14 protein-coding genes are annotated in these 16,814 nt (G+C 65.0%); 7 read left to right on the top strand and 7 right to left on the bottom strand.

All coding sequences use genetic code 11. From position 1 onward, the window contains the following. Window positions 1–7 precede the first annotated feature (7 nt). From EN857_RS01875 to EN857_RS01865, 3 genes are all read left to right on the top strand, one after another. A complete protein-coding gene (locus EN857_RS01875; protein WP_135857819.1) occupies window positions 8–400 on the top strand; it encodes a DUF305 domain-containing protein in 393 nt (130 codons plus the stop codon). An 88-nt stretch (window positions 401–488) separates the two neighbouring features. Beyond that, on the top strand, window positions 489–1,334 hold the full coding sequence (locus EN857_RS01870; protein WP_135857815.1) for an aldo/keto reductase: 846 nt from the start codon (window positions 489–491) through the stop codon (window positions 1,332–1,334). 40 nt (window positions 1,335–1,374) lie between these two features. Further along, window positions 1,375–2,184, top strand: coding sequence for an MBL fold metallo-hydrolase (locus tag EN857_RS01865; RefSeq protein WP_135857811.1), 810 nt, complete (start codon window positions 1,375–1,377; stop codon window positions 2,182–2,184). A gap of 9 nt (window positions 2,185–2,193) precedes the next feature. On the opposite strand, the gene EN857_RS01860 is transcribed toward EN857_RS01865, so the two are convergent. The 3 genes from EN857_RS01860 to mutS form a co-directional block, all read right to left on the bottom strand. Beyond that, window positions 2,194–2,763, bottom strand: a complete 570-nt coding sequence (locus EN857_RS01860; protein ID WP_135857808.1) for a TetR/AcrR family transcriptional regulator — start codon at window positions 2,761–2,763, stop codon at window positions 2,194–2,196. Window positions 2,764–2,770: 7 nt separating this feature from the next. Further along, window positions 2,771–3,235 carry a nuclear transport factor 2 family protein gene (locus tag EN857_RS01855; protein WP_127391416.1) on the bottom strand — a complete coding sequence of 155 codons (465 nt, stop codon included), beginning with the start codon at window positions 3,233–3,235 and terminating at the stop codon, window positions 2,771–2,773. Window positions 3,236–3,692: 457 nt separating this feature from the next. Next, window positions 3,693–6,410, bottom strand: coding sequence for a DNA mismatch repair protein MutS (gene mutS, locus EN857_RS01850; protein WP_245511251.1), 2,718 nt, complete (start codon window positions 6,408–6,410; stop codon window positions 3,693–3,695). Window positions 6,411–6,579: 169 nt separating this feature from the next. Between mutS and EN857_RS01845 the strand changes: the two genes are divergently transcribed. From EN857_RS01845 to EN857_RS01835, 3 genes are all read left to right on the top strand, one after another. Further along, entirely contained in the window at window positions 6,580–7,761 is a 1,182-nt protein-coding gene (locus EN857_RS01845; RefSeq protein ID WP_135857804.1) for a glycosyltransferase, read from the top strand. A 133-nt stretch (window positions 7,762–7,894) separates the two neighbouring features. Further along, window positions 7,895–10,174, top strand: coding sequence for an NADP-dependent malic enzyme (locus EN857_RS01840; protein ID WP_135857801.1), 2,280 nt, complete (start codon window positions 7,895–7,897; stop codon window positions 10,172–10,174). 127 nt (window positions 10,175–10,301) lie between these two features. Beyond that, window positions 10,302–11,402, top strand: a complete 1,101-nt coding sequence (locus EN857_RS01835) for a sensor domain-containing diguanylate cyclase (RefSeq protein WP_135857799.1) — start codon at window positions 10,302–10,304, stop codon at window positions 11,400–11,402. Between the two features lie 100 nt (window positions 11,403–11,502). Here EN857_RS01835 and EN857_RS01830 read toward each other — a convergent pair whose 3' ends face one another. After that, complete coding sequence (locus EN857_RS01830) at window positions 11,503–12,015, bottom strand: hypothetical protein (protein ID WP_128273618.1); 513 nt, start codon at window positions 12,013–12,015, stop codon at window positions 11,503–11,505. 34 nt (window positions 12,016–12,049) lie between these two features. Continuing rightward, window positions 12,050–12,295 (bottom strand): DUF1127 domain-containing protein, encoded by a 246-nt coding sequence (locus tag EN857_RS01825; protein WP_135857797.1) that lies wholly within the window; start codon window positions 12,293–12,295, stop codon window positions 12,050–12,052. A gap of 125 nt (window positions 12,296–12,420) precedes the next feature. On the opposite strand from EN857_RS01825, the gene EN857_RS01820 reads away from it, so the two are divergent. After that, complete coding sequence (locus EN857_RS01820; RefSeq protein ID WP_135857795.1) at window positions 12,421–14,472, top strand: BTAD domain-containing putative transcriptional regulator; 2,052 nt, start codon at window positions 12,421–12,423, stop codon at window positions 14,470–14,472. A gap of 57 nt (window positions 14,473–14,529) precedes the next feature. Here EN857_RS01820 and EN857_RS01815 read toward each other — a convergent pair whose 3' ends face one another. After that, on the bottom strand, window positions 14,530–15,672 hold the full coding sequence (locus EN857_RS01815; protein ID WP_135857793.1) for a porin: 1,143 nt from the start codon (window positions 15,670–15,672) through the stop codon (window positions 14,530–14,532). Between the two features lie 378 nt (window positions 15,673–16,050). After that, complete coding sequence (locus EN857_RS01810) at window positions 16,051–16,785, bottom strand: antitoxin Xre/MbcA/ParS toxin-binding domain-containing protein (RefSeq protein ID WP_135857791.1); 735 nt, start codon at window positions 16,783–16,785, stop codon at window positions 16,051–16,053. Window positions 16,786–16,814: the final 29 nt, after the last annotated feature.

Raw genomic sequence — 16,814 nt, 5'->3', positions numbered from 1 at the left:
ATCATGGATGACCTTGGCCAAGAAGATTGTGCTGCTCTTGATGGCGGCGGGAATGCTGCTCGCCGTCTTCCTCGAAAGCGTTCCGGCGCAATCGCAGGAGATGAAGCACGACATGTCCGGCATGGCGATGGGCGCGGAGAGCCCGTCGACCGCCGGCTACAAGGCGGCGATGGACAAGATGCATGCCGACATGATGGCAAATGCCAATTCCGGCAATCCCGATGTCGACTTCGTCCGCGGCATGATCCCGCACCATCAGGGCGCTATCGACATGGCCAAGGTGGAATTGGCCAACGGCAAGGACCCGGAAATCCGCAAGATGGCCGAAGCGGTCATCAAGGCGCAGGAGGCAGAGATCAAGGAGATGCAGGCCTGGCTCGCCGCCCATCAGGCGGACTAGATTTAGCACGCCGGAAGTCCGGGCGGGGCTTGGGACTGGATTTCTTGCTACGCCTGTGATGCGATCCCGCCGTCAATGAGAGCCTGCCATGGCATCTACCATCAGAACCACCACGCTGCCCTCGGGCGAAGCCTTGCCTGTGCTCGGCCAGGGCACCTGGAAGATGGGCGAGGACAGCCGCCGCCGCGCCGACGAGGTGAAGGCCCTGCGGCTCGGGCTCGATCTCGGCATGACGCTGATCGACACCGCCGAAATGTATGCCAGCGGCGGCGCCGAGGAGGTGGTGGCGGAGGCGATTGCCGGGCGCCGCGACGAGACCTTCCTGGTCTCCAAGGTCCTGCCGTCCAACGCCTCGCGCGCCGGCGTGCAGCGGGCCTGCGAGAACAGCCTCAAGCGCCTCGCCACCGACCGCATCGACCTCTATCTGCTGCACTGGCCGGGCAGCGTCCCGCTGATCGAGACCGTCGAGGCCTTCGAGGCACTGAAGGCGGCCGGCAAGATCCGCCATTGGGGCGTCAGCAATTTCGACACCGATGAGATGGAGGAACTGGTCGGCCTGCGGGACGGCGGCAACGTCCAGACCAACCAGGTGCTCTACAATCTCTCGCGCCGCGGCCCCGAATTCGATCTCGCGCCCTGGAGCCGAGAGCGCGGCATTCCGCTGATGGCCTATTCGCCGGTCGAGCAGGGCGCGCTGGCGCGCAATGCCAGGCTGGAAGCCATCGCCGCCCGCCACAACGTGACGGCCGCGCAGATCGCGCTTGCCTGGGTGATGGCGCAGGAAGGCGTCATCGCCATCCCAAAGGCAAGCAAGCCCGAGCACGTCCGCCAGAACGCCGCCGCACTCGACATCAGGCTGACGCCGGAGGATCTCGCCGAGCTCGACCGCGCCTTCCCGCCGCCGACGCGCAAGCGCGGGCTGGAGATGATCTGACCGAAATCTGCATTCGCAATCGTGGTAAAGAGAGCAAGCGTTGGAACGAATCTCAGCCGGGCCGCATCACACGACGTACAAGATCGGGGGCATTAGCGTCACGTCGTTGCGCGACGGCTATGTCGACATGCCGATCCGCCGACTGCGCCATCCGGGAGACGAGCCCTTTGGCGACGATCTCCCGTTGCAGGTGCCGCTCTTCGACGGCGCGCTCAGATTGTCGGTCAATGCCTTTGCGATCGACGACGGCCAAGACGTCATGCTGATCGACACGGGGTCCTCGAACGCCTGGCACCCGACGATGGGGCTTCTTCCGCAGGCGCTGAGCGAGGCGAGGATCGCCATTGACCGAGTTCGGACGGTCGCTTTCACCCACACCCATCTCGATCATATCCACGGGATCGTCCGTCCGGATGGCCGGGACAGTTTCCCGCAACTCACCCGCCTGCTCGTGCCTCGAGCCGAGCTCGACATGTTCCGGTCGGTAGCGAGGTTGAGCGGCTTCCATGATCGAGCAGAACCTTTGGACCCCGGGCAGCGCCTGAGCGCGAATGTCGAGGCGGTCGCGGCGCCAGGCCACGAAATTGGTCACTCATGTTTTCGTGTCACGAGCGACGGCGGAACATTGTTGGTTTGGGGCGACCTCGTGCATGTGCCGTCGCTTCAGTTCGATCGGCCGGAGGTCGCATGGGAATTCGACGCCGACCAGGCGCAGGCGCGGGCGAGCCGGCTGCATATCTTTGCCCTTGCCGCCGACAATGCCTGGTGCGTGGCGGGAGCGCATCTCGATTCACCGGGCGTCGGTCGGATTTTTCGAACCGAGACAGCCTTCCGCTTCGAGCCTTTGTAGGGGTTCCGGCTAGATCTTGGCCGGAGGCTCAAGCCGCATGCGCACTCGCCGCAATGCCCTTGAAAATATATCGAGGTCGTTGGCGGCGCGGGCAAGCGTGAGCGCACCCTGGATGACGGCGACTGCTTCCTCGGCCAGCTCGCTGGCCTCGCCCGGTCGATACCCGGATCGCGTCAGCGCTTCGGCGAGACGCGCGACCCAGCGGCCGAAATAGTCCCTTATTTGGCCGGAAAACAGGTCGCGCGAATCATCCAGCGCGAAGGCGCCGATGAGGCAAACCCGGCGCCCCGAGCGGAAGTAGCTGTCCGTCGCCTCGAACATGTGCTCGATCCCGGCCCGCGGATCGGCGTTGTCGCGCAAAGGCGCAAAGACATTGTCCTCGAACCAGCCGTCGATATGGGCAATGACGGCTCTCGCCATCTCCTCCTTGCCGCCGGGAAAGAAGTGATAGAGGCTGCCCTTGCCCAATCCCGTCGCCGCGCCGATCAGCGCCAGGCTCGCCCCTTCATAGCCGTGCTCGCGAAAGACCTCGCCGATGATGGAGAGCAGATCGGCGCGCTCGGGCGCGATCCTGCGCATAGGCGCCTTACAAGCCAAGTTCGGTCAGGCCCGGATGATCGTCGGGCCGGCGGCCGAGCGGCCAGTGATATTTGCGCTCGGCCTCGGTGATTGGCAGGTCATTGATGCTGGCGACGCGCCGGCGCATCAGCCCGGCCGCGTCGAACTCCCAATTCTCATTGCCGTAGGAGCGGAACCAGTGGCCGCTGTCGTCGCGCCATTCATAGGCAAAGCGCACCGCAATTCGGTTCTCGTTCCAGGTCCAGACCTCCTTGATCAGCCTATAGTCGAGTTCGCGCGCCCATTTGCGGGTGAGGAAACCGACGATCTCGCTGCGGCCTGAAACAAACTCGGCGCGATTGCGCCAGGTACTGTCCTCAGTATAGGCGAGCGAGACCCGTTCGGGGTCGCGGCTGTTCCAGGCGTCTTCGGCCATGCGCGCCTTCTGTGCGGCGGTTTCGGCGGTAAAGGGCGGCAGCGGCGGACGGCTCATGGCGGTGTTCCATTGGGCAATTTCGATGAGAGATTGTACCGACCGGTACAATGACGTCAAGTCGAATAGCGTGCTATGGCTTTGTCGCCTCTCGTCGAGGGTTTTTGCACGCCGACTCGGATGAGGACCAAATTTGCCTGCCTGCCTGACTGTCTGTCTGGAGCGCTGTTGTGCTGAAACAAGTTATCAGGTCGATCTTCAAAAGATACGGATACAATTTTATAAAAACAGAAAATCTATACGACATAAGAAATACGAATTATGCCTCGATAAGTATCGTAAATGAAAACAGTGATAGCGAGGATCACATCCTTTTCATGTATCTGGCGGATGAGGTCGCGAGAACGCACATCCTCTCGGAAAAGAACGTAAGAGCGCTCATGTCTTCTTGTGAAGATATATTAAATCACCAAGGCGGGCGGCCGTCAAAAATCTCTTTGAGCGTAGACTTCTCGCGCTAACTGCCGATCAATCCTTTCAGCCGGTATAGCGCTTCCAACGCCTCGCGCGGCGTCATCTCGTCGGGGTTGATGTCGCCGAGCGCGGCGCCGAGCGCGTCGTTCTTCACCGGCTTCGGCGCCTCCCGCTTCACCGCCACCGAAAACAGCGGCAGGTCGTCGACCAGCCGGTTGGCCTTGCCCGAAACCTCGCCTTCCTCAAGCTGGTGCAGCACCTCCTTGGCGCGGGCGACCACGGCTTCCGGCAGGCCGGCGAGCCGCGCCACCTGCACGCCGTAGGAACGGTCCGCCGCGCCCTTGCCGACCTCGTGCAGGAACACCACCTCGCCTTCCCATTCCTTGACCCGCATGGTGACATTGGAGAGGCGCGGGAGCTTGCCGGCCAGCGCCGTCATCTCGTGGAAATGGGTGGCGAATATCGCCCGGCAGCGGTTCTTCTCGTGCAGATACTCGACTGCCGCCCAGGCGATCGACAGGCCGTCGAAGGTCGCCGTGCCGCGGCCGATCTCGTCGAGGATGACCAGCGCCCGCTCGCCCGCCTGGTTGAGGATCGCCGCCGTCTCGACCATCTCGACCATGAAGGTCGAGCGGCCGCGCGCCAGGTCGTCGGAGGCGCCGACGCGCGAGAACAGCCGGTCGACGACGCCGATGTGGGCGCGCTCGGCCGGCACGAAGGAGCCGGTCTGGGCAAGGATGGCGATCAGCGCGTTCTGCCGCAGGAAGGTCGACTTGCCGCCCATGTTGGGACCGGTCAGCAGCCAAATGGCGCCGGCCTTGGCGCCGCCTTCCGGCGAAAGGTCGCAGTCGTTGGCGACGAACGGGCCTTCGCCCGATCGCCGCAGCGCCTGCTCGACCACCGGATGCCGGCCGCCTTCGATCTCGAAGGCGAGGCTGGAATCGACTTCCGGCCGGCACCAGGCCTCGCTTTCCGAAAGCAGCGCAAGGGCGGCCGACACGTCGAGCGCGGCAAGCGCCTCGGCGCCGGCGCGGATGCTGTCGGCTTCGCCGACAACCTCGGCCGTCAGCCGGTCGAAGGCGGCGAGCTCGATGCTCAGCGCCCGGTCGGCGGCGTTGGCGATCTTCGATTCCAGCTCGGCCAGCTCCGTCGTGGTGAAGCGCATGGCGTTGGCCATGGTCTGGCGGTGGATGAAGCGCCCCTTGGCCTCGTCGCTGCCGGTCATCGCTGCATGGTGATTGGCGGTGACCTCGATGTAGTAGCCGAGCACGTTGTTGTGCCGGATTTTCAGCGAGCGGATGCCGGTCTCCTCGATCAGCGAGCGCTCCAGCCCGGCGATCACTTTGCGCGACTCGTCACGCAGCGCCCGCATCTCGTCGAGCTCGGCATTGTAACTCGACCGCACGAAGCCGCCGTCGCGCTTCAACAGCGGCAATTCCTCGTCCAGCGCCTGGCTGAGATGGTCGCGCAGATCGCGCGGCAAGGCCTTGATCGAGGCCAGCGCCGCCGCAAGTTCCCGCGGCAGGGTGGTCGCCGCAAACAGATGCACGATTGCGTCGGCCGCCTCGAAGCCGGCGCGCAACGCGCCGAGATCGCGCGGACCACCGCGATTGAGCGCCAGCCTGGACAGCGCGCGCGGCATGTCGGCGACGCTCTTCAGGCTCGTCCGCGCCGCCTGGCAGAGCCGCGTTTCGGCGCGGAAGAACGACACCGAATCGAGCCTGGCGCCGATCGCCGCCGGATCGGTCAGCGGCGCCATCAGCCGGTCGGCCAAGAGCCTCGCGCCGCCGCCGGTCACCGTGCGGTCGATCGCCTTGAACAGCGAGCCGTCGCGGCTGCCCGAAAGCGTGCGTAAGAGCTCCAGATTGGCGCGCGTCGCCGGGTCGATGAACAGCGTCGAGCCGCTCTCCTCGCGCTCCGGTCGCGACAGCGGCGGCCGCTCGGCCTTCTGCGTCTTCTCGACATAGGCAATAGTGCCTGAGATGGCCGACAGCTCGGCGCGCGAAAACGTCCCGAAACTGTCCGGCGTCGCCACCGCGAAGAAGCGTGCGATGCGTCCCGCGGCCGAGGCCGAATCGAACAGCGACGGCGGCTGCGGGCTGGCGACGCGGCCGATGACGTCGAACAGCGGCTTCAGCTCGGGGTCGTAAAACACCGGCTCGGCGACGATCAGCTCGCGCGGGTCGACGCGGAAGATGTCGGCGAGCAGCCGGTCGGCGGTGGTCTCGGCGACGCGGAAGACCCCAGTCGAGATCTCGATCCAGGCCAGCGCGAAGGCATGATCGTTGCTGCCTCCCTTCACCCGCCCCAGCGCCATCAGGAAGCTCGATTCCGACGGCGCCAGCAATTTGTCCTCGGTGATGGTGCCGGGCGTCACCAGCCGCACCACGTCGCGCCGCACCACCGATTTCGAGCCGCGCTTTTTGGCCTCCGCCGGGTCCTCGGTCTGCTCGCAGACGGCGACGCGGAAGCCTTGCGCGATCAGCTTCTGCAGATAGTCATCCGCCGCATGCACCGGCACGCCGCACATCGGAATGTCGTGGCCCTGGTGTTTGCCGCGCCGGGTCAGCACGATGCCGAGCGCGCGGCTTGCCTTCTCGGCATCGTCGAAGAACAGCTCGTAGAAATCGCCCATGCGGTAGAACAGGAGCGAATCCGGGTTCGCCGCCTTGATCTCGATATACTGCTCCATCATCGGCGTGACGCCGCCCACTGCGGGCGCCGGCGCCATCGTGTCCGGGGCGTCGTTGTCGGTCGGCATGTGCATGTTCATTGGGGCACGCTAGCAGATGTGGTTGCCGGGTTTAATGCCGGCCGCTCGAAAAGCAGGGGAAGACCGCGTCGCTCCGGCCAGCGGCGGCCAAGGCGTGCCGGCATTGCAACGCGCCGGTGGCCGGCATAATCATCCACGGAGCTCGGGGGCGGGGTCGATGGACAGGTTCGGTCAGGAATCATTCGAGGAGATGGTCGGGTCGGCCGGCACGCCGCTCGAACGCCTGCAGCGGCGCGCCGGCGACAGGCTGGGCCGTCTCCGTCACTCGGTGCAAAAGCGACTGCCTTTCCTGCTTCCCGACCGCGGCCCGCTGTCCGGCCTCGGCGGCGGCATGAAGGTCGCGATCCATGTGCTCAGCCATGATCCGCTGCTGATCTACATGCCGATCGGCGGCGAGCGCCCGCTCAGCTCGATAGCGGCGATCGGCCGGCACCTCGCCTCGCGCCGCGCCGCATTCCTGCTGATGCCGAGCTGGACACTCGAACGGCCGCACGTGATCGCCAGGCTCGGCCAGGACATCGCCTGGTATCGCGAGCGCTTCCCGCTCCACGAGCTGATTTTTCTCTGCAACAACGAGGCGGAGCGCCGCCTCGTTGCCGCGGTCGGGGGCACGGCGATTTTCTCCAACCACAATCTGATGGTCTCGGAGGACATCTTCCGGCCGCTGCCGGATGTCCCGGTCGAATTCGATGCCGTCTACAACGGCCGCATCTCGAACACCAAGCGCCACTATCTCGGCTTCGACATCGAAAGGCTGGTCCATATTGCCATCTCGATCGGAGAACTGCCGCCGGCCGGCGACCGCGCCTTCATCCGGCGCCTGCAGGCGCAGTCGCCGCTGCACCGGATCGCCAATCCGATCGTCGATGGCCGGACCGGCCGGCTGACGCCGCAACAAGTCAATCGCGTCTACGCCCAGGCCGCGGTCGGGCTCTGCCTGTCGGCCGTCGAGGGGGCGATGTGCTCGAGCATGGAATATCTCATGGCCGGGCTGCCGGTGGTGAGCACGCCGAGCGTCGGCGGCCGCGATGTCTATTTCGATCCGGACTATTGCATCATCGCCGAGCCCGAACCGGCGGCGATCAGGCGCGCCGTCGAAACCTTGCGCGAACGCGCCATACCGCGCGACGAGATCCGCAGCCGCACCATGGCCAAGGTGTGGCCGCAGCGGCGGGAGCTGATGGAATTCCTGTCGGCGTTGCGCGAGCGCATGGGAAGCGCCGAGCCAACGCTTTCGCAATGGCCCTTTCCCGGAACCGGGTCGTTGCGGCGCTACGGAACGGTACGCCAGCATGCGCGCGAGATCGCGGCATCCGCGGCGGCTGCGGGACGTTCCTGAGCGGCTTCGTGGGCGTAGGGCGAGCTTTGCCGAGCTTGCCGGTTTACAGCGGCGGCCTCTGGCCTTAATCCGGAAGCTCAATAACATGGCGCCCATCTCAAGGGCGCCGCACCGGTGAGGAAATCAAGAGATCATGGCCAGGAAAACCGAAAACAGCGGTCCGTCCGTCAGCGCGCAGGAGGCGCTGGAATTCCACGCCATGGGCCGCCCCGGCAAGCTGGAGATCGTCGCCACCAAGCCGATGGCGACGCAGCGCGATCTCAGCCTCGCCTATTCGCCGGGCGTCGCCGTTCCGGTTCGCGCCATCGCCGAGGATCCGAGCCGCGCCTTCGACTACACGACGCGCGGCAACATGGTCGCCGTCATCTCCAACGGCACCGCCATTCTCGGCCTCGGCAATCTCGGCGCGCTCGCCTCCAAGCCGGTGATGGAAGGCAAGTCGGTGCTGTTCAAGCGCTTCGCCGACGTCGATTCCATCGACCTCGAGGTCGACACCGAGGACGCCGACGAGTTGATCAACTGCGTGCGCTTCCTCGGCCCCTCCTTCGGCGGCATCAATCTGGAAGACATCAAGGCGCCGGAATGCTTCATCATCGAGCAACGGTTGCGGGAATTGATGGACATCCCCGTCTTCCACGACGACCAGCACGGCACCGCGATCATCTCCGCGGCCGGCCTGATCAACGCGCTGGAGATAACCGGCCGCGACATGAAGACCACCAAGATGGTCTGCAACGGCGCCGGCGCGGCCGGCATCGCCTGTATCGAGCTGATGAAGGCGATGGGTTTTTCGCCGGAAAACATCATCCTGTGCGACACCAAGGGCGTGGTCTTCCAGGGCCGCACCGAGGGCATGAACCAGTGGAAGTCGGCGCATGCCGTCAAGACCGAGGCGCGATCGCTGGCCGAGGCGCTGGACGGCGCCGACGTCTTCCTCGGCCTCTCCGCCAAGGGCGCGCTGACCACCGCCATGGTGCAGTCGATGGCCAAGAACCCGATCATCTTCGCCATGGCCAATCCCGATCCCGAGATCACGCCCGAGGAAGTGGCCGAAATCCGCACCGACGCCATCATGGCCACGGGCCGTTCGGACTATCCGAACCAGGTCAACAACGTGCTCGGCTTCCCTTACATCTTCCGCGGCGCGCTGGATGTCCGGGCCACCACCATCAATGACGAGATGAAGATCGCCGCCGCCCGCGCGCTGGCCGAGCTGGCGCGCAAGGACGTGCCCGACGACGTCGCCGCCGCCTATCAGGGCAACCGCCCGAAATTCGGCCCCAACTACATCATCCCGGTGCCGTTCGACCCGCGCCTGATCGCGGCGATCCCGCTGGCTGTCGCCAAGGCCGCGATGGAGTCCGGTGTCGCCCGCAAGCCGATCCTCGATCTCGGCCGCTACGCGCAGGAGCTTTCCGCCCGCCGCGATCCGATCGCCTCCACGCTGCAGCGCATCTACGACCGCGTGCGCCGCCAGCCCAAGCGCATCGTCTTCGCCGAGGGCGAGGAGGAGCAGGTGATGCGCGCCGCCGTCTCCTATGTGAACCAGAACCTCGGCACCGCGATCCTGCTCGGTCGCGACGACGTCATCAAGGAAAACGCCAAGCACGCCGGCATCGAGCTCAACAAGCAGGGCATCGAGATCATCAATGCCAGGCTGTCGCGCCGCAACGGCATCTACACCGACTATCTCTATGAGCGCATGCAGCGGAAGGGTTTCCTGTTCCGCGACTGCCAGCGCCTGATCAACAACGACCGCAACCATTTCGCCGCCTGCATGGTGGCGCTGGGCGATGCCGACGGCATCGTCACCGGCGTCACCCGCAACTATTCGACCGCGCTCGACGACATCCGCCGCGTCATCGACGCCAAGCCCGGCCACCGCGTCATCGGCGTCTCGATCGTACTCGCCAGGGGCCGCACCGTCGTCGTCGCCGACACCGCCGTGCACGACATGCCGAACGCCGAGCAGATCGCCGACATCGCCGAGGAGGCGGCCGGCTTCGCCCGCCGCATGGGCTACGAGCCGAGACTTGCCATGCTCGCCTATTCGACCTTCGGCCATCCGCAGGGCGAGCGCTCCGAGCGCGTGCAGGAGGCCGTGCGCATCCTCGACAAGCGCCGCGTCGATTTCGAGTATGATGGCGAGATGGCGGCCGACGTGGCGCTCAACGCCCGCGCCATGGCGCAGTACCCGTTCATCCGGCTGACCGGCCCGGCCAACGTGCTGATCATGCCGGCGTTCCACTCGGCCTCGATCTCGACCAAGATGCTGCAGGAGCTCGGCGGTTCGACCGTCATCGGCCCGCTGCTGGTCGGCCTCAACAAGCCGGTGCAGATCGTCTCGCTGAATGCCAAGGATTCAGACATCGTCAACATGGCGGCGATCGCGGCTTACACGGCGGGCAACTGAGAAGCGGTGCACTAAGGGCGCATCGCCATAACAGATTGATAATACTCACCTGATATAGAAGGCCTCTTGCCGACTTGCCGTAACGGCATCTACGGCGCGCTCAGACCGCTAACTCGGGGGTGCGGCCATGAAGCATGACGGGGTTTCTGCATCCGCGGTCGGCCAGGGGGGCCACCACGACGAGCGGCTGGACGCGCTGCTCAGCATCACCGGTCGCATGGACGGCTATCTCTACCGCTGCCGCAACGACCAGTCCTACACGATGCTCTATATCAGCGACGGCATTTTCACCGTCAGCGGCTACCGGCCGAGCGATTTCATCCACAATGCGGTGCGCGACTACGTCTCGGCCATCCATCCTGACGATCTCGCCGCTGTCTACGCCGCCGTCGACAACGCGCTCGAGGCGCGCTGCAACTGGAACGTCGACTACCGCATCGTACCCAGGGTCGGCGAGCCCCTCTGGGTCCGCGAGATCGGCGGCGGTGTCTGGGACGAGGCCGGCGAGCTCGAATTCCTCGAGGGTTTCGTCGTTGACATCAGCGACCGCAAGGTCGTCGAGGACCTCAACGCCCAGCTTCTGCTCGACCTCAAGGCCGCCAACGAGGAACTGTCGGTGCAAAAGCGCGAGATCGAGCTGGCCAAGCAGCAGAGCGACCATTCGGCCAACCACGATCTCCTGACGGACCTGCCCAACCGGCGCGCCTTTCACAACGAGCTCAAATCGGTGATCGGCCGCTGCGCCGCAACCGGCGATGCGGCGGGCCTGCTGTTCATCGACCTCGATCGCTTCAAGGAGGTCAACGACACGCTTGGCCACGAGGCCGGCGATGCGCTCTTGCAGCGCGTGTCGGACAAGCTGCGCACGATCCTGCGCAGCGCCGACTTCGTCGCGCGGCTCGGCGGCGACGAGTTCGCCTTCCTGTTCTCAGGCAAGCCGGATCTGGCCAGGGAGAAGGCGGTGCGCGTAGCGGAGCGCGTGCTGGAGCGGCTGCGCATCAAGGTTCCGGCCCCGAACGGCGACATACAGGTCGGCTGCACCGTCGGTGTCGCCATCTATCCGACGGAAGCCGCCGATCCCGACGCGCTGGTCGCGCTCGCCGACCGGCTGATGTATGTCGGCAAGAAGGAAGGCCGTGGCCGGCTGGTCACTTCCGACCAATTGGCGCTGGAGCAGTCCGGGGCCAGCGGCGGCCAGTCGTCGCGCCGCCAGCGTCGCATCGCCTAGCCCCGACGGGCGGGCATCCATCGAGCAGGACCGACCGGCCGAAAACCTTCCCCCCGCAAGGCGAGGGGAAGGCAAGGCATTTGAAGGCGTTGCGAAAATCCTACTCCCAGTCGCGGCAGGCGAGATAGGCGTGCTTCCAGAAGCGCCAGCCGGTCACCTTCCACTTCCAGAATTCATAGCCGCAGCCGCCGTGGTCGGAGGCCACGATGGTCACTCCGCCCCAGCCCCAGGCGCCGTGCTTGTGGTGGCCGTGATGGTGGCCGCCATGGTCGGGCTTGCAGCCGAAGAGCTCGCACGGCAGCTTCTTGTGCTTGTAGAGGTCGGGCGGACCCGACTTGCAGCCATTGGGCACGCAGTCGATCTTGGCGTGGATGCGCGGCTGCACCCTGTCGACCAGCGACGGCAGCCTGCTCGCCGCCTTGAAGCCGCCGGGGCTGGGTGCGGGGCGGCCATGCACGTTTACCCCGCCGCCCTGCGTCACCGCATGCGCGATGCCGTGCTTGACCTTGAAATCTCCGGCATGGGCGCCGCTCGTGAGCGCGCCGCCACCGACGATCGCCGCCAGCACGATGACGGCGCCGGCGAGGTTGGACGTATTTGTCTTGGTGAACATCTCATCGTTCCTTGGATTTGTTTGTTTGGTTGGCTCAGGCGAGGCGACTGGCCGGCTTGATGCCGAGCGCGACGACGTTGAAGATCTCGTCGCGGCCAACACCGATGTCGCGGAGCAGGCGGTCGTCGAAGCCGCCGACATGGCGCAGGCTGCGGCGAACGGCTTCATCCCGCGCCGCGTCGCTGACGGAGCGCGTGATGGTGCGGCGCAGAATGCCGGACATCCATCCGGCCGGCGTCGCGGCTAGGGGCAGGGTGTCTTTCATGCTATGCAGGGTCATTGGTCTTCTCCGGTTTGGCGCGATCTCCGTGATCGCTATGGGCCGGATATCGGCGACGGCCGGGAAGCCGGCGTTCGCGAAGCGTGAAATCTTCGGGAAATCATCGCGAAAAGGAGCTGTGGCGGGTGGGGGAAAGCGTCCCGGCGCATGATAGGGCGAGCCCGACGACCGATCGCGGGCCGTTCGAACTGTGCCTGCTGGGCGGGTTTTCGCTGCGCGACGCGGCCGGGCAGCCTGTCGAACTGCCGACACGCAAATGCGAATTGCTGCTGGCCTATCTGGCCATGCCCGCCGGACGGCTGCATGGCCGCGACAAGCTCGCGGCGCTGTTCTGGAGCGATCGCGACGAGGAGCAGGCGCGCGGTAGCCTGAGGAAGGCGCTGTCGTCGCTGCGCGCCGCGCTAGGGCCGCGGGCGCTCGGCGGAGACCGCGATGCCGTCACCCTCGATCCGGCCGCGCTTGCCGTCGACGCCGACCGGCTCGCCAGCCTTGCCAGCAACCCGGCCGGGATAGACGAAGGCGCTGCTCCGGTCTGGCGCTACGGTGAATTCCTCGAAAGCCGTCCGTCGGCCAGCGCCGAGTTCTCCGACTGGCTGACCTTCGAACGCACCCGCTGCCGCAATCTGGCGCAGACCGTTCTCGAAGGCATGGCGCTCCGGCTGGCCGATGCCGGCGACCTTTCGCAGGCACAGTCCGTCGGCCAGCGCCTGCTCGCCATCGACAATCTGCGCGAGGAAAGCCACCGGCTGCTGATGCGCCTCTACGCCAGGGCAGGCGAACGCTCGCGTGCCTTGGCCCAGTTCCGGGGTTGCCGCGAACTGCTCAAGCGCGAACTCGGCGTCGAGCCGTCGCAGGAAACAGTGCGGCTGTCGCGCCAGATCGCGTCCGATGCTGCCTCGGCGGGGGATGCGGCCATCCGTCCGCCGGACGGCCCTGTTTCACCAATGGGGCAAGAGGCTGCCCCAGCCCCAAGCTGGCCGACCGAGCGGCCGCGCGGCCTGTCGATCGCCGTCCTGCCCTTTGCCGGCAAGAATGACGGCGAGCAGGATTTCCTCGCCAACGGCATCTCGCAGGACATCATCACGGAATTGTCGCGGCAGCGCGATTTCCTGGTCATCGCGCCGCAGTCGACCGTCGGCTATGCCAGCGGCGCCGGCGAGGCCGGCATCGCCGCGCGCGACCTCGACGTCAGATACATCCTTGCCGGCAGCGTGCGGCGCGGCGGCGACCAGCTTCGCGTTGCCGTGCAGCTGATCGATGCGTCCGGCGACCGCTGCGTCTGGGCGGAGCGCTATGACCGGCCGGCGCAGGACGTCTTCGACCTGCAGGACGAGGTGGTGAGGCGCATCATCGCCAACATCGACGCCGAGGTGCGGGCGGCGGAGCGCGAAAGCGCGGCGCGCAAGCGGCCGGAAAATCTCGATGCCTGGGAACTGTTCCATCGCGGCATGTGGCATGCCTACCGGTTCACCAGGGACGATCATCAGCTGGCGCAGGGGCATTTTGAGCGTGCCCTCGAGCTGGAGCCGGGGTTCAGCCTGCCCAATGCCGGCCTCGCCTATGTCTGCCTGTCGGCGGTGACCTGGCACTTCACTACCGATGTCGGGCAGACGCTCGGCGCCGGCATAGCGCAGGCCGAGAAGGCGCTGGCGCTAGATGCCGGCGACGCCTTCAGCCATGTCGTGCTCGGACGCCTGCTGACCTTCATCGGCGATCGGCCGCGCGCCGCCCACCATCTTTCGATGGCGATCGATCTTAGCCCGAGTTTCGCGCAGGCCTATTTCGGCATGGCGCAATTGCATTTCTGGTCGGGCAGGCCGCGCGAGGCGCTGCATCATATCGGCCAGGCGGTGCGGCTGAACCCCAGGGATCCGCTCGGCTCGATGTTCATGACGCTGCAGTCGTTCTGCCACTATTGCCTGGACGATTTCGCCGCCGCCGAGGCTGCCGCCCGGCGTGCCACCGCGCTTAATGCGCGCGAGACCTGGTCGAGGCTGGGGCTGGCCGCCGCCCTTGTCGCGCTCGGCCGCGCGGAGGAAGCCAGGGCCGTCATCGCCGAGGCAAGGCGCATGGACCAGGGGCTGACGGTCGCCTCGTTCGACGCGGTCGTCGGCCAGGTGCCGGACGATCTGCGCCAGCGGGTCTATTCAGCGCTAAGGCAGGCCGGCTTGAGTTGAAACGAAAAGGCCCGCAGCGACATGCTGCGGGCCTTTCTTTCGAGACTGTAGGACTGATCAGAACGAGCGCTGGAAGCGGAGGATGCCGCCGACGCTGTTTTCCTTGTCGGCTTTGGTCCAGTTGGTGACGGTGTCCTCGCCGACATGCAGATAGTCGACTTCGGCCGTGATCTTGAAGCCCTTGACGATTTCATAGGCAACGTTGGCCGCGACGCCGAAGTTCTTGCCTTCGTCATAGGAGAGCTGGGCGTTGAACGAGGTCTTCTCGTTGATGGTATAGGTGCCGCCGCCCCAGATTGCCCAGTTGCCGCTCCACTGCTTGTAGAAGCCGCGACCGTGCGCGTCGATGACGTTTCCGGCGTCGTCGTTGAGATTGTCGTCGGTGCCGTAGCCGCCCATGATGAACAGCGACAGGTTGTCCATCGGCTTGACGTCGAGACGGACCTTGCCGGCGACTTCTTCATAGTTGCTGTCATAGGCGACGACGCCGGTGATGGCGCCCCAGCCCTGCGTGTACTTCACGCCGCCGACGACATGCGGAACGTAGCTGTCGATCGTCCCGACGACGCCAGAGCCCTCTTCGAGAGAGACCACGGCCGAGAAGCCGTTGCCGGCGTCGAAGTAGTACTGGACGACGTTGGTGTCGAAATCGCCGTACGGAACCAGGGTATCCTGGATGACGGCGCCCGCGTAGCCGATGAACGAATCGAAGGCAGATTCGTCCTTACCGACGCGCAGACCCCCGAGCTGGATCCAGGCGAACTTCACCGAGACGCCTTTGTCGACGGCGGGATTGCCGGAGGCGAGGGTGCCATAGCCGTTGCTGTTGCCGAAGTTGAAGCGCATTTCGGTGTAGGTCTTCAAGGTGCCGAGTTCGGTTTCCTGGCCGGTCCAGGTCTTGAAGGTGAAGCGGGCATTCTTCTTCCAGGTGTCCTGCTGGTCACCGTCCTGGTGGTCGAAGGACTTCGCGCCGTCGAACGAGCCGACGTCGCCCATGCCGACGTCGTAACGGACATAGCCGCCGATGCGAAGGCAGGTTTCGGTGCCGGGGATATAGAAGTAGCCCGAGCCGTACACGTCGCAGATCTTGACGTATTCGGCCGGTTCCGGCTCGGCGACGACAACGGCGTCGGCGGCGCGCGCACCGGAAACTGCGATCAGGGCCGCAGCTGAGCCGAGAAGAAGGCTCTTGATGTTCATTTTCTGATCTCCAGACAAAAGTTAAACGGGTTTGATATCTTTGCTGAAGGGCAAGCGTTGCCGCCCCGTCCCCACTGTTGAAAATGACGCGCATCGCGCCGTCCTTTTCGTCCCCGACATGGCCCAAGCGGGAGCGCTATTCAACAGAGATCATGTCTGAAAAAGGGCTTTTGGATTCTTCGAAAAGTATTGTTGCGCAAATACCACGAATATCTCACCGAACTTGGCACAAACGGAACAAACAGTACAAACGCAACACTGAGATAGATTTGCACAACCTAGAGTAAGCGTAAATATGACTATCTGATGAAAGGAATTTAGTCGATTAACGAACGAGGCATCAAGAATTGGCCAACCGTTTGATTTGAAGGCCGAAAATCAGACTGAAGCGCCGCTGAGACTGTCTGCCGATGTAAACTCGCGTGCGGCCTGCACCACCTCGCGCACCATGTCGTGCTTGAGCATTTCAATGGGAGTGCGACCACCGAGATCGGGCGAAGGGCGGGTCAGCCAGAACCAGGCCAGCCTTGGATTGGCAATTAGCGAAAGCACCTCGCTGATCCCCGGCGCCGGCCTGCCGTCGACGAACTGGGCGAGCGGGAAGACATGCTTGCGGCCACCCTTGCGCAAGGCAATGACCTCGTTTCGCCGTTGCCAGCGATGCAGGGTCGAGCGCGGTATGCGGAAATTCTCTTCCAGATAGGTCGACCCTGCGACCTCGCCGGCCCAATCCTCGATCAGCGCCGATTGGAGATCGTTGGTTCGCTCGCGCGGGTCGGGGGAAGCGGGTTTCCGGCTGTCGCCTGCCGATGCCAAAGCAGCGATGTCATCCGAGGTATTCGCCATGTCGCGCTGTGCGGCCGTTACTGCATGGACCAACTCCGAGGCCAAGGCGCTCCATTCGCCCTTGAAAGAGCCAATCGCGAGCCGCTGTGCCTGCGGAAGGAAAGGCAGGCTTGCGGCAACATTGCCGGCGAAGGCGCTGGTTGAACCCAGGGTCTGTGCGTCAAGAACGACCCCATGCTGGATTAGTGCCTGTTGCACCGCCTCGGCCACGAGGCCCGCCAGGGCATCCTGCGATATCGCATCCGTCGGATTTTGAAATCTGGTCATGTATCTGTCTTGCAGGCCACGCGCGCTCC

This window comes from Mesorhizobium sp. M4B.F.Ca.ET.214.01.1.1 (assembly GCF_004791545.1).
In the GTDB taxonomy this organism is placed as follows: Bacteria; Pseudomonadota; Alphaproteobacteria; order Rhizobiales; family Rhizobiaceae; genus Mesorhizobium; species Mesorhizobium abyssinicae.
Note: the sequence above shows the minus strand (reverse complement) of the source record. Positions and strands in the feature narration are given on the sequence as shown.

Bases quoted from the DNA above. Each gene is read 5' to 3' on its own strand.
- EN857_RS01875 (WP_135857819.1), top strand. From the start codon at position 8: ATGACCTTGGCCAAGAAGATTGTGCTGCTCTTGATGGCGGCGGGAATG.
- EN857_RS01835 (WP_135857799.1), top strand. From the start codon at position 10,302: ATGAAGCATGACGGGGTTTCTGCATCCGCGGTCGGCCAGGGGGGCCAC.
- EN857_RS01840 (WP_135857801.1), top strand. From the start codon at position 7,895: ATGGCCAGGAAAACCGAAAACAGCGGTCCGTCCGTCAGCGCGCAGGAG.
- EN857_RS01855 (WP_127391416.1), bottom strand. From the start codon at position 3,235: ATGAGCCGTCCGCCGCTGCCGCCCTTTACCGCCGAAACCGCCGCACAG.
- EN857_RS01825 (WP_135857797.1), bottom strand. From the start codon at position 12,295: ATGACCCTGCATAGCATGAAAGACACCCTGCCCCTAGCCGCGACGCCG.
- EN857_RS01810 (WP_135857791.1), bottom strand. From the start codon at position 16,785: ATGACCAGATTTCAAAATCCGACGGATGCGATATCGCAGGATGCCCTG.
- EN857_RS01860 (WP_135857808.1), bottom strand. From the start codon at position 2,763: ATGCGCAGGATCGCGCCCGAGCGCGCCGATCTGCTCTCCATCATCGGC.
- EN857_RS01870 (WP_135857815.1), top strand. From the start codon at position 489: ATGGCATCTACCATCAGAACCACCACGCTGCCCTCGGGCGAAGCCTTG.
- mutS (WP_245511251.1), bottom strand. From the start codon at position 6,410: ATGCCGACCGACAACGACGCCCCGGACACGATGGCGCCGGCGCCCGCA.
- EN857_RS01830 (WP_128273618.1), bottom strand. From the start codon at position 12,015: ATGTTCACCAAGACAAATACGTCCAACCTCGCCGGCGCCGTCATCGTG.
- EN857_RS01845 (WP_135857804.1), top strand. From the start codon at position 6,580: ATGGACAGGTTCGGTCAGGAATCATTCGAGGAGATGGTCGGGTCGGCC.
- EN857_RS01815 (WP_135857793.1), bottom strand. From the start codon at position 15,672: ATGAACATCAAGAGCCTTCTTCTCGGCTCAGCTGCGGCCCTGATCGCA.